The organism is Vibrio sp. 1F253, assembly GCF_041439295.1.
In the GTDB taxonomy this organism is placed as follows: Bacteria; Pseudomonadota; Gammaproteobacteria; order Enterobacterales; family Vibrionaceae; genus Vibrio; species Vibrio tasmaniensis_A.
In genome coordinates, this window is record NZ_JBGONU010000076.1 from 1 (window position 1) to 13190 (window position 13190).

Here is a 13190-nt window from a genome sequence, read left to right on the forward strand (position 1 = left end):
TAATAATTCATGCTTCGCTAAATTAGCAATCTTGCTAAAACGTTTTTGTCCAAAAACAAGTTAGCGCTCTGCTGCTGTGACCCGACTATCAGCTAACCCTGTTTAAAGTTCGTCAACTTGAGCAGACCTTCATAATCACCGGCTCGAATCATTGAGTTGATTTTTCATATACGCCAGAAACGAAAAATGCCGCATCCATGCGACATTTTTCTTTTGGCGGCCAAACCAGTTTTGCTATATCCATTCTAGATTTCAATCCATTAGGAGATTATTCAGAATGTACATATAAGACGCTGTTAATCTTGATTAGTTCCCTTTACGCGGCATTTTTTTTCGACTTATTTTCTAAGTCGAATGACGCTGCGATTAATTTCTTGGTGTAGTCATTTTTCGGTGCATTGAAAATCTCTTCTGCAGACCCTTCTTCCATCACTTCACCTTTCTGCATCACCAATACACGATCCGATAAGGCTTTGACTACCGAAAGGTCGTGGCTGATGAATAGGAAGCCGATATTGTGCTTGGCTTGAATGTCTTTTAGCAGGTCAATCACCGTCAGTTGTACAGAGCGATCGAGTGCTGAAGTCGGTTCATCCAATAGAATGAAAGATGGCTCAAGAATCAATGCGCGAGCAATTGCAATACGTTGTCTTTGTCCGCCCGAGAACTCATGTGGATAGCGGTTAATTGAATTGGGTTCTAAGCGAACCTCAATCAATGCTTTGCGAGCTCGTTCTAATCTTTCTTTCTTGGATAGATGAGGTTGATGTACCGTTAAACCTTCAGTGATGATTTCCCCAACGGTCATGCGTGGTGATAAAGAACCATAAGGGTCTTGGAATACCATCTGTACATCTTTCTTAAGCTTGTGACGTTCTTTATCGGTTAACAAACTCACGTCTTGGCCTTTGTAAACAATACGTCCGGTACTTGGCAGTAAACCGATCAGTGCGCGTCCTAGTGTTGATTTACCTGATCCAGATTCACCAACAATGCCTAACGTTTCACCTTGTTTTAGGGTCAATGAGATGCCTTTTACAGCTTCAAAATATTGACTCTTACTCTTAATGAAGTGGGATTTCACTAAGAATTGAACACGGATATCATCGGCACACAGTAGCTCTAGCGCCGATGCTTCTACAGGAACCTTAGCGCCTTTCGGAATTGAGTTGATCAGCATGCGTGTGTAATCGTGCTTAGGATTTTTGAATAGCTCTTGAGTGAGTCCTTCTTCGACCAACTCCCCTTTACACATCACCAGAACACGGTCGGCAAAGTGTTTCACTACACCGAGATCATGGGTAATGAACAAAATCGCCATGCCCATCTTGCTTTGAATTTCTTTGATAAGAGAAAGCACTTCAGCCTGAACCGTTACATCTAAAGCCGTAGTCGGTTCGTCTGCAATCAGAATATCTGGTTCATTGATCAGAGCCATTGCGATCATGATGCGTTGTAACTGGCCGCCTGAAAACTCATGCGGGTATTTGTTATATGCCTGTTCTGGCATTGGCAGATGCACAAGGTTGAAAAGCTCAAGTACACGCTGCTTCGCTTGAGATTTCGATACATTACGATGACACATAATGGCTTCAGCCACTTGTGTGCCCACGCGTAGATATGGGTTTAGAGATGTCATTGGTTCTTGAAAGATCATTCCGATCCTGTCACCACGAATTGACTGCATCTCTCGTTCAGTCTTTTTGAGTATCGACTGACCTTCAAATTCGATTTCCGATTGAGCATCAATGATGGCGTTATCAGGAAGCAAACGCATTAAAGCGTTGGAAGAGACAGATTTACCTGAACCCGATTCGCCAACAATGGCCAAGGTTTCACTAGAATTAAGAGTAAAGTTAATCTTTTTTACCGCATCAATGATTCCATCATTGGTTATGAATTTAACGGAGAGATTATTAACTTTAAGAATGGCCCGGTCCGACATGATATATCCTTATCAATTTAAGACATTAGGTGAAGATTGAACTTCTGAAGTGGTTTTAAGCTGCCCAAAATGGTGATGAGCGCGTTGAATTTGTTCTAGCTCGAGCATCCAATGTGAGCTGCGCTGAGCACTGCAAAATGCGATCAGGTGATTGAGTAAATCTTCGCTCTGCTTTTCCAATAACCTAAAGGTACGTTGAATCAATTCTGTACCCTCAAGAGAGATAAATTGCATCAATGCATAAGATTGGTTCAAGGTATCGAAGGCTTGTTGCTGTTGGCCTAAACGATTGAGAATCTCTGATTGAGCGACACTGGCGTCTCTAAGGCCTGAAATTAAGCAAGCAAACTGGCAGGGTTTGATGTCACTTTGGTATGCCGCGTTTTGGATGTGATGAGGAAGAGAGGTGAGAACATCATTATAGAGGCGCTGTGCTTCGGGCCAATGACCTTGTTCCATTAACTGTTCAGCTTTTAGGTAGTGCATCCAGCAGCGTTCAATTTCCATGTCCACATCCTTAATTTTAAATATCCTAAAATGTTAATGATATTTATTATCAATTGCAAATTAAAATCATTCACATGCTAAGTTGGTGAATTAAATCTCTCGTTATTGCTAAAAACGGGGTAAATTGTGTGTTATTTGTTCAGTTGAACAACTGTGCAGCGTAAGTCACTAAATTTATAGGTAATTACATCTACACTGATTTTATCTACACCCAAGTAATGAAGGACTAAGGAGGCGGCGATGGCGATGCAAAGACTCAATACAGAACAGCTGTATAAGGTAGCGGAACTCGATAAGCTACCATGTAAGTCGACCAAAGAACTGGCTCCAATTGACGAAATCGTCGGGCAAGAACGTGCACAAAAGGCCGTTGAGTTCGCGATGTCAATTAAGGAAAAGGGTTACAACATTTATGCGATAGGTCGAAATGGTCTGGGTAAACGTACCATGATCTTGCGCTACCTAAACCGACATCCTCAAGAAGTACAGGAGCTTTTTGATTGGTGCTATATCGCGAATTTTGAAGACATTCGTACACCTAAGGTGCTGAAATTGCCTCGTGGTGTTGGCAGCAGTTTGAAGCAAGATATTGAAAAGCTGATGCGTAAGCTTCTTAAAGCAATGCCACTCGCATTCGATAACGAGATGTACTTTAACCGCGCTGACCGATTAAAAAATCAGTTGGCCGCTAAGCAACAAGCGGCGTTAGAAGCGATCAGTCAAGAAGCAAAAGATAAGGGCATTAACCTGACGATCACGACTCAGGGTGACTACCAATTTGTCGCGATGAATGGCGATGATCTTCATACCGAAGAGAGCTTCGACTTACTCACGCCAGAAGAGCAAGATCAATTCGATAAAACCATTGATGGATTGGAAGTCGGGCTGCGGACCATTTCTCGTGAACTGACTGAGCTTGAAGAGACGTACACAGAGAAAGTTCAAAAGTTGAATGATGATACGGCGCGAGATGTTATTACCCACTTCATCAAGCAACTGAAGCAAGATTACAGCCAATATCCAGACATTAAAAAGTACCTGACAGCACTGCGTAAAGACATTGTCGACAACGCAGATATTTTCTTAGAAGAGAGTACAGAGCAAGCAGAAGTTGCGACCGCCTCTTTGGATAAGAAAATGCCACGTCGCTACAAGGTGAACGTGATTGTGAGCCAGAAGGAGGAGACTCTGCCGATCGTGGTGGAAGAGAATCCAAATTATCACTCTCTGTTTGGTTATGTCGAGACGGCAACGTTCAAAGGCACCGTATTTACGGACTTCTCTTTGATTCGTGCAGGTAGCTTACATAGAGCCAATGGCGGCGTCTTGTTGATGGATGCGGTCAAAGTACTTGAACAGCCTTATGTTTGGGAAGGCCTGAAGCGCGCGCTACGTTCGCGTCAATTGAGCTTCACGTCATTAGAAAAAGAGGTCACGTTAACGGGGGCGGTATCACTTGATCCTGAGCCTATTCCATTGGAGGTTAAGATCATCCTGTTTGGTGATTATCGAACTTATCAACTACTGCAACATTACGATGCGGAGTTTGGTGAATTGTTCCGTGTGACGGCCGATTTTGAAGATGAGATGAAGCGTACTGCGGATTCTGAAATGCATTACGCACGCTTCATTTCAAGTATCGTGCACGACAACAACATGCTGCATTGTGATCGCAAAGCGATTGCTCGGATCATTGAGCACAGTTCTCGTCAGGCGGGTGACCAAAGTAAGTTGTCGTTGCACTCGGCACACATTGCCAACCTGCTTCGTGAGTCAAACTACGTGGCGAAAGGGGCGAAGTCGAACCTGATTCGTGCTACGCATGTCGACCAAGCGCTATCTAACCAACAGATGCGTGTCGGGCGACTACAAGACAGCGTCATGGAAACCTTCACCAACGGTACAACACTGATTCATGTGGATGGTCAGGCGGTTGGGCAGGTCAATGCGCTGTCTGTACTCAGTACGACTGATCATATGTTTGGCGCACCGAACCGGATCACGGCAACCACGGCTTATGGTGACGGTGAAGTGATTGATATCGAGAGAAACGTAGACCTAGGTGGCAGTATTCACTCGAAAGGGGTGATGATCTTATCGGCTTACCTTTCTTCGGTATTTGGTAAGACAGCGAAAGTACCGCTTACGACCAATATCACCTTCGAACAATCGTATGGTGGCGTTGATGGTGATAGCGCGAGTATGGCCGAGTTCTGTGCGGTGGTGTCTGCATTTTCTAAGCAGCCGAACCGTCAAGACATCGCGATTACCGGCTCGATGAACCAGTTCGGTGAGTCTCAGCCTATTGGTGGTGTGAATGAGAAAATTGAAGGCTTCTTTGATGTGTGCGAAATCAAAGGACGTTCAAATGAGCAAGGGGTGATCATCCCACGTTCAAATGTTCACAACCTGATGTTGCGTAATGACATCGTAAAAGCGGTTGAAAAGGGCGAGTTTAATATTTGGGCTATCGACCATGTGACCGAAGCGATTGAGCTGTTTACAGGCAAAGCCGCCGGTGAGGCGAGTGATGAGGGGAGTTACCCAATCGATACTATCTTTGGTATCGCTCAAGCTAAACTGAACGCACTGCGTAAATAGTCTAATATCTATAGACCCAACTAGCTTATTAGCTAGATAAGCGTTTGAAAAAATAGACAAACAGACAAACAGATAAATAGACAAAACTAAAAAGCCATCGACATAAAAATCGATGGCTTTTTTTGATTGCGACTTTGCTCGCTATTGAGTCGTCTGTATCTGGTCTGCTTACGGTATTCGGTGAAAGCAATGTACTAAATGACTTTACCTATTGCGCAAACAGAGCTTGGTGCCATCGAACTTCAGCTTCGCCAACAAGTGTTTGGCATTAGAGCGGCCAATATCATCAAATTCTACCCCGTATCGAGCGTAATGCGTTGATTTTTGGAGATTACAGATGATGCCTTTCAATGGCGGTATAAGTGGGCCATTGTAGTTCTCAGGTGTAACTTCAATAGATACTCGTTCGGCAATTTGAATCGCACGAGAAGTCGGTGAGGTAACAAAACGACAACCACTTTTCGATAAGTCTCTAATCTCACAGTTTGCTCGTTGATCGTTGAAGATGATTCTGGAAGCTAAGTTCACCTCGTAGCGTGTCTCTTTACGCAGTTGGGTTACTTGCATCGAGCTTGGTGTTGAAAGCACAAGTATAGGGAAGGGATCTCCGATCCTATGGTGAATTTGGCTTTTAAAGTGGATAAGAGCGCCTTCTCCTCGCAGAGAGTACGCACGAGCTGTCATCCAAAAACCTTCTTGGAAGAAAAAGCTCAGATCGTCGTTGGATACGTCGGGAACCTCAACCACAATGCAGTTATCACTGTGCGTACCGATAAATTTTGTGGTGGCGAGAAACTTAGTGCCAACTGGAGTCGATACATTTAATGTCAGTTCACTGCCGTGCTCTATCATAGCCAGTGCATCGGTGCTATTTAACGTAGAAACGGTGCGGTTACGAGGATCTTGAAGTGCCTGATTATGCTCCAAAGGCTTCTTCAGTGGTGCGTTCATTATAGTTCTCCATGCGCCAACATGCGTCTGTTTGTTATATTGGTAACTTACTAATAAGGGGCAAATACGTGCTAGATTTAGTAGGTGCAATTACATAAATTAAGTGCAATTACATATGCTGGCTAAATGTACCTGCATGGTTTTATAGAGTGCCTTTATCTTTACTAATTCGTTATTAAGCCGGTGGCACAGAGTTATTTACTTTGTTTGCAAGTACTTAGTTCTATTTGTATGAGCTTGAGATAGTCTATTACAAGGAATGAATACTTCAAATTTTTATTGTTTGTCGTATCAATTATTTTCAGGAGTTGAGAATGCACGCAACAAAATGGGATCAAGAAGCGAACCAGATCACAGTTGAGCTAAAACCCAACCAGTTCGCGGTTGTTAAGTATCAAAAGGACGGAGATGTACTACATGTCACATCGACACGTATTCCTGATGAGCTTCAAGGTAAGGGCTTCGGTAAGGTGATGATGGAGTCGGTACTGCCTGAAATTGAACAAGCAGGTTTTAAAATTGTACCGATTTGTAGTTATGTGATTCACTATATGAATAGGCAGCCACAGTGGGCTCATCTTCTATCCGATAAAGCATAGCAACGAGTATATGTCTCAATCAATATCGTCAAAAAATCTCGCTCAACCGATAGCGAATTCAAGTCAAAATCAGCCAGAGCTTTATCAAAAAATAGCGGCCTCACTGGGTTGTCATCAAGGGGTTGATGTCCAGGTGATTCAAAGCCTATGGGGCGGGTATGGTGAATTAGTTCGTTTGATTTTTTCTAAAGACAGGCGTTCTTCATTCAACAGCGTGATTGTTAAACATGTCGCATTGCCAGGTAAAGCAGAACACCCAAAGGGTTGGAATACCAAACTTTCTCATCAACGAAAGGTGCACTCTTACCAAGTTGAGACCGCGTGGTATCAGTCGTTTACCCAACAGTGGGATGAGCGTTGCCCTGTACCTGTAGGGCTGCAATGTGAGTTACAAGAGCACGAGTGGCTGATTGTGATGCAAGATTTGGCCGAAATCGGTTTTCCGTTAACTTCTCAGTTTGATGTGCTTGCTGCTTTTGATGATTTAGCAATCCAAGATACTCAGCCTGAGCTGGTGTCTGGTTACACACTAGAAGAGCAAAACCAACGCGATGCTTGCCTTAAATGGCTCGCTAATTTTCACGCAAAGCACATCAATGTAGATCAAGAACATTCAGCTTCATTGTGGCAAGTCGGCACATATTGGCATTTAGACACGCGGCCTGACGAGTTAAACGCATTGGCTGATTTACCGCTTAAGAGCCAAGCGCAGCACATTGATAATCTATTAAGGGCATGCCCATATCAAACCTTGGTACATGGTGACGCTAAGCTCGCCAACTTCTGCTTTGATTTGGAAAGCGAGCGCGCTGCTGCCGTTGATTTCCAATACGTTGGGCGTGGTTGTGCGATGAAAGATGTGGCCTTGTTCATGAGCAGCGCGGTTAGGCCGCAAGATTGCGCGCAGCTTGAAGCAGAGACCTTGGAGGCTTACTTCCAGCACTTGAAAGAAGCACTCATGCACTATCAGCCACACCTTTCGTTCGATGAAGTAGAAGCTGCATGGCGACCAATGTTTTACGTGGCATGGGCTGATTTTCAACGTTTTGTTAAAGGTTGGAGCCCTGAGCATTGGAAGATCAACCCGTATACCGAGCAACTAACCTTACGAGTGCTTAACCAATTAGACGAACAGGAGTCCGTCAATGTTCGATAAAACCGCGAGCTGGAAAACGCCGCAAAACTTCTTATTACTGATTTCAATTGTTGTCCCTATCGCGTTTTCGAGCTGGATGGCGCTGCTTAATAACTTCGTTATTGAGAAAGCGAATTTTGATGGTGCGGATATTGGTTTATTGCAAAGTGTTCGTGAGATCCCTGGCTTCTTGGCCTTTACTGTGGTGTTTGTGTTGGCGTTCATTCGCGAGCAACGCTTCATGTTGATATCGCTGGCGATGCTCACGGTCGGTACGGCGATTACCGGTTTGTTTCCTTCACTCACTGGCCTACTGCTGACCACCATTTTGATGTCGACGGGTTTTCACTATTTTGAAACGCTCAAGCAGTCTTTGTCACTCCAATGGCTGAGTAAAGAAGAAGCACCTGAGATGCTTGGTAAGATGATCTCCGTTGGCGCGTTGGCCTCGTTAATTACTTATGGCTCAATCTGGGTGATGTTAGAACAGCTGAAGCTCGATTTTGCTTGGGTGTACGGCATTACTGGCGGTATTGGTTTTATTCTGGTTTTGGTGATGACCTTTGGTTTTCCTGAGTTTCAAACCAAGACTCAACAAAATAAGAAATTGGTGCTGAGAAAGCGTTACTGGCTCTACTACGCGCTCACCTTTATGAGTGGCGCGAGAAGACAGATCTTCACGGTATTTGCTGGCTTTTTAATGGTAGAGAAGTTCGGTTACTCGGCTGCTGACATAACGCTACTGTTCTTAATCAACTATCTGTTTAACTTCTTGTTCGCAAAACGCATTGGTAAATTTATTGGTGTCGTGGGTGAGCGTAAGGCGCTTATCTTCGAGTATGTGGGTTTGATTGGTGTGTTTGTTGGTTATGGCTTGGTGCAAAGCGCTGAGTGGGCGGCAGCACTTTACGTGGTCGATCATCTGTTCTTTGCGTTGGCATTGGCGATCAAAACCTACTTCCAGAAAATTGCAGATCCTGCTGACATGGCCTCAACCGCTGGTGTCTCTTTCACCATTAACCATATTGCCGCGGTTGTTATTCCAGTCGCATTTGGTGTGATTTGGTTATCGTCTCCTGCAACGGTTTTCTACATTGGTGCAGTGATGGCTGCGGTTTCTTTGGCACTGTCTTTAAACATTCCTAAGAAGCCTGAAGAGGGTAACGAAGTCCGGATGTTCAGCTGGCGCTAAGTTGGTTTCAATCTGATGAGATAGACAAAAAGCTCCAATAGCGATATTGGAGCTTTTTTGTATGTGCTATTTGGAATACCTAATTAACTTTCAGTCGGATTAGCTTCTTACGGTTTTTAATCCACCACGTAGCTTGAAGATTCCCTTAGGTGCCTTGGTCAGCAAGATGCCACAAAGTAGAGGGAGCATCATAAGCAGAGACTGTTCAGATAGAACCTCACCATTGATGTAGCAAGAGATCAGCAGCGCAACCACTGGGAAGATTAGGAAGCAGATAGACGCTTGGAACGGCGTCGAAACTTGTCCGAGTTTAAAGTAGGCAACAATGCCGCCAACACTCGCCACAAAGCCGAGGTAAACTACCGCTGAGATTGAATCCCAAGTGAAGGATTCAACATTCACGTTTTCACCCATCGCCGAAACGGCGAATAAGAATAGAGAAGCGATCAGACTTGGGACTGCGTTGTACGTCAGTACTTCGATGCCTTTACAGTGCTTTTGAACTAACACATACATAACAGCGTGTATTGCCACAGCAAGACCTAAGCAAACTGTACCAACTAGGTAGTCATCGCCACCCATCTGCATTTCATTACCGAGGATCAAACATAGGCTTACAACAGCGGTAGCCAAACCAAATATTTGGTGCTTAGCCAATCGTAGGCCTAGGAATAGGCCTGACATCAACATCACAGCGACCGGCATGTTAGCGAAGATGATCGACGCTAGACCAGAAGAGATGTATTGCTCGCCATAGATCATCAAAGTAAATGGAATCGCAAAGTACATCAGCGCAACAATCAGCAACCATTGACGCTTGCCTTTAGGAAACAGCAGTGGCTGGTTGAAGACTTTCGCTAATACCGCAAGCAGAGGTGCAGCGAGTAAAAAGCGCAATGCAGTAGCAAAAATTGGTGGGATAGAATGCAATGCCACTTCCATTGCGAACCAAGTGGTTCCCCAAATTAGGCAAACAGAGACAAAAAGCAAGATAGTTAGCGACTTCGAATTCATGGTGACTACTCATTAATAATTATTTTAAATCATCGGCTTGTGGCGCCTTAATGATGTGGCATAGTATAAGGAGGTCGTCGGAGAAAAATTTTGTCTTTTTATCTCTAATTGCAATATCTCATGGAAAGATAATCTCTAATATGTCTATTTTTTAGAAAATAAATTCAAATTAGGTAGCATGAAGAAAGGCATTGTTCTTTGTAAGGTTTAATGTTGTTTAAGAAACGATCAACTTGGCGAGTATGGCTATTTGGTTTATTGCTGTCAGCGTAGCAACAAAAGGCGCCTTTTAAATCACTGTATAAGATGTAAGGCGCGTTATTATTCTCAGTACAGTCGGTAGATTCAACTATGTAACAGGCTTAACTTGTTTTGACTGTCTTACCGAAAGGATAAGTTGCGGTAGCAGTGACATCACTATCATGCCTGTCATTAGCGAGTACTGAACTGCTGTAAATGATTCACTCATCAACACCATACCCGTCACGATCCCAGCTACTGGGTTAGCGATACCACCGAAGGTGAAATCCACCACTGACATACGCTGTAGTAGCCACACATACATGCCGTAACCCAAGGCTGTGTTCAGGACAATCACCCAAACAAGTCCTATTGCGTTACGAGTATCGAAATGAGTCACAGCGTTAACATAAGGCTGTGGGTCGATGAGCGCATGAACGCCAGACGCGACAGATAAAATCGTACCGCCTAGAATCAGTTGCCACGTTAATACCTTCCACCAATGCATGCGACTACCCAGTGACTTGGTAATGCTGCTGCCGATAACGATACACATGATTGCAGCGAACATGGCGCCTAAACCTATTGGGTTTAATGCGATTTGACTTGGATTAAACAATATCCACGCCAATGTGATTAATCCAACACCAGACAAGGCTTGAATCAATTGCGGACGCTGTTTCTTTACTACCCAATGGAAGATCATCGCAAACACTGGCACAGAGATCATACCTACACCGGAGATTGCCGAAGGCAACGTCAACGCCATCACGAAGATTAAGCTAAAGAAGGTCGCAATATTGATAAGACCCAATGTGAAAATGATCTGCCATTCGCCTTTTTGAGGCAGTGTCGGTTTTACTACTAGCAATAACAAACCAGCAGGCAACGCACGCAAAGCACCCAATAATAAAGGGGGCCATTCCTGTAGCGTAAATTGCGTCACTGCATAGGTTGTTCCCCAAAAGAACGCGGGAATCATTGCTAATAATATATTCATATAAAATATCTTTACGTTAAGATAGTTGGTTGTATGAACTGTATACCTAGATCATATGGTTGTAAAGTATCTTTATGTTAAACTAGTTTGAGGTAAACAAGACTAACAACGGAGCGAGATCGCAAATGGATGCTATCGACCGCGTAGTAGAGCAATGGGCAAAGGAAAAGCCTGAATTAGAAACTGAGCCAATGGCAATGATGGGCCGGATTATGCGTATTGCCAAGTATATGGAGACGCAAGTTGCCGAGCTTCATAAAAATTACGACATGAAACTTGGTGAGTTTGATGTGTTGGCAACGTTGCGACGTTCTGGGAAGCCTTATCAACTGACGCCATCAGAACTGATCGGATCGATGATGCTGACATCAGGCGCAATGACCAATCGCCTTGATAAACTAGAAGCTAAAGGGCTGATCAGTCGTGAGCACAGCAAAGAAGACAGACGCAGCGTGAGTGTTCAGCTAACCAAAGATGGTCTTATTCTGATCGATCAAATGATGACTGAACATGTCGAAATGCAGAAAAAACTGGTTAAGTCATTGTCTGCGAGCCAGAAGAAGAACGCTAATCAACTTCTGGAAGCATGGTTGAGCGCTTACGAATAATTTTTAGGTGACGGAGTAGGGTACGACTATGGACAGTATTCAAAATAATACGGAAAAAACAGATATGCTTGAGAAAGTAGAGCGCGTTGTATTAATTAATGGATTGGAATATGAGGTTAGCGGAAATGTTCTTAATCTTAAGCTAGGCAGAGCGGGTGGAAAGGTAAAAATCAAATACGATTACGGAACGAATTCATACGTCTACAACTGTAATGAGTATGCTATTGGTTTTTCCAGTCTCATCTTCTTCGTTCTTTCGTTCAATACTCTGTATCAAGTTGATCACCAAGCATGGTCTGGTTATGTCGCGGGTTTGATGTTCGCTGGAGCAATATTCAATTTGATCCAATTAGTGCTATCGCACGTCCAAATGTTAGACATTAAAGCACAGCTAAGAGAAGTCGGTATCTACCTCAAGTCTGGCGCGTAAGAGCCTTTAGCATCTTGTGTATCGTGAACAACTGAATAACTGAACAACTTAGCCATTTCTGAGTAACGAGTGGTTAAGCCCTGCCATCGGTGGTTATATGTCCAAATAAACAGCGTTAACACCAATTCTTAGTGCTGTTTTTACTTTCCTCTTACACACTTTTCTTATATCGAACCTAGTATCAAATTTCTCTTGGTTATACAGGCAAGCTTCTCATTATGAAGAACTTTTTTGATAGCGAGCTCATGCTCTCTAGCTCCTTGAACTTCGTTCTGCTGTCACTTGGACTCACGCTCCTCTTACATATTCCAATTTGGTGTGGATTCAACCTGAGTCGGCGAAAATGGAAGCGTATGGATTATTTATGGCCGTTTTTAGCGGGTATCGGAATGCTTGGTGCCGTGTCTGAGATTCGAGCGAAGGTGGCGGGTGATTGGGTTGAAACCGAACAAACCAGAGCGGTGGCGATTTTAGAATCTGTTCAGCAGTTCTCTTTGGATAAGCTGAGAAGTGATACCTGTACAGGTCAGCCATCTTTAGATAATTACGCTCAGTACCACGACGCGTGTTTGTGGTATTTGAATACGGCGATTACGTTTAAAGATGTCGATTTCACCTTGTTACCCAATGCATCGGATTTTACGGTTCCTGCGCCTAGCGTGTCGTTAGTTGAAAGTGATGCGGTGTGGGTGGATGGTATGCTGAGTCAGTATGAAAAGCAGAAAAACCAATATATAAAAACCAGAGAAGTGCAGGTAAAGCAGCCCCTAGAAAGTATCTTTTGGTATGTGAGTCCTTACTTAGTGTGTTTCGCGATTGCACTACGTCTTACTAAGGTGACAGCAGAGCTCAAGTTGGATAAATGCTCATAGTTCACTGAATGTTTGTAGTTCACGGTTCATCGCTATATCAATGTGATCTGCTCCAGTCAGACTGGACACTTAGCTAAGCGACATTTCGCTTTTCAA

At 43.8% G+C, this 13190-nt stretch carries 12 protein-coding genes; 7 read left to right on the plus strand and 5 right to left on the minus strand.

What is annotated here, in order from left to right; genetic code table 11:
- Positions 1–316 precede the first annotated feature (316 nt).
- Both ACED28_RS21740 and ACED28_RS21745 read right to left on the minus strand, forming a co-directional pair.
- Positions 317–1945, minus strand: coding sequence for an ABC transporter ATP-binding protein (locus ACED28_RS21740; RefSeq protein WP_371710721.1), 1629 nt, complete (start codon positions 1943–1945; stop codon positions 317–319).
- A 12-nt stretch (positions 1946–1957) separates the two neighbouring features.
- A complete protein-coding gene (locus ACED28_RS21745; RefSeq protein ID WP_009846166.1) occupies positions 1958–2452 on the minus strand; it encodes a hypothetical protein in 495 nt (164 codons plus the stop codon).
- A 240-nt stretch (positions 2453–2692) separates the two neighbouring features.
- On the opposite strand from ACED28_RS21745, the gene ACED28_RS21750 reads away from it, so the two are divergent.
- Positions 2693–5053: a Lon protease family protein gene (locus ACED28_RS21750; RefSeq protein WP_371710722.1), complete on the plus strand. Its 2361-nt coding sequence runs from the start codon at positions 2693–2695 to the stop codon at positions 5051–5053.
- Positions 5054–5257: 204 nt separating this feature from the next.
- Here ACED28_RS21750 and ACED28_RS21755 read toward each other — a convergent pair whose 3' ends face one another.
- Positions 5258–6004, minus strand: coding sequence for a flagellar brake protein (locus ACED28_RS21755; protein WP_012601168.1), 747 nt, complete (start codon positions 6002–6004; stop codon positions 5258–5260).
- 314 nt (positions 6005–6318) lie between these two features.
- Between ACED28_RS21755 and ACED28_RS21760 the strand changes: the two genes are divergently transcribed.
- The 3 genes from ACED28_RS21760 to ACED28_RS21770 are packed head-to-tail and all read left to right on the plus strand — an operon-like array spanning position 6319 to position 8930.
- Entirely contained in the window at positions 6319–6603 is a 285-nt protein-coding gene (locus ACED28_RS21760) for a GNAT family N-acetyltransferase (protein WP_371710723.1), read from the plus strand.
- Positions 6604–6613: 10 nt separating this feature from the next.
- The gene (locus ACED28_RS21765) at positions 6614–7759 is read left to right on the plus strand and encodes a phosphotransferase (protein ID WP_371710724.1); all 1146 of its coding nucleotides are present in this window, start codon (positions 6614–6616) and stop codon (positions 7757–7759) included.
- A complete protein-coding gene (locus tag ACED28_RS21770; protein ID WP_371710726.1) occupies positions 7749–8930 on the plus strand; it encodes an MFS transporter in 1182 nt (393 codons plus the stop codon). Before ACED28_RS21765 ends, ACED28_RS21770 begins: the two co-directional genes overlap by 11 nt.
- A gap of 99 nt (positions 8931–9029) precedes the next feature.
- Here the strand turns inward: ACED28_RS21770 and ACED28_RS21775 are convergent, their stop codons facing one another.
- Together ACED28_RS21775 and ACED28_RS21780 are read right to left on the minus strand one after the other, a co-directional pair.
- The gene (locus ACED28_RS21775; RefSeq protein ID WP_371708710.1) at positions 9030–9944 is read right to left on the minus strand and encodes a DMT family transporter; all 915 of its coding nucleotides are present in this window, start codon (positions 9942–9944) and stop codon (positions 9030–9032) included.
- 349 nt (positions 9945–10293) lie between these two features.
- A complete protein-coding gene (locus ACED28_RS21780) occupies positions 10294–11184 on the minus strand; it encodes a DMT family transporter (protein WP_371710727.1) in 891 nt (296 codons plus the stop codon).
- Between the two features lie 125 nt (positions 11185–11309).
- On the opposite strand from ACED28_RS21780, the gene ACED28_RS21785 reads away from it, so the two are divergent.
- From ACED28_RS21785 to ACED28_RS21795, 3 genes are all read left to right on the plus strand, one after another.
- The gene (locus ACED28_RS21785) at positions 11310–11792 is read left to right on the plus strand and encodes a MarR family winged helix-turn-helix transcriptional regulator (protein ID WP_371710728.1); all 483 of its coding nucleotides are present in this window, start codon (positions 11310–11312) and stop codon (positions 11790–11792) included.
- 28 nt (positions 11793–11820) lie between these two features.
- Entirely contained in the window at positions 11821–12222 is a 402-nt protein-coding gene (locus ACED28_RS21790) for a hypothetical protein (protein WP_083994638.1), read from the plus strand.
- Between the two features lie 353 nt (positions 12223–12575).
- Entirely contained in the window at positions 12576–13094 is a 519-nt protein-coding gene (locus ACED28_RS21795) for a hypothetical protein (protein ID WP_371710730.1), read from the plus strand.
- Positions 13095–13190: the final 96 nt, after the last annotated feature.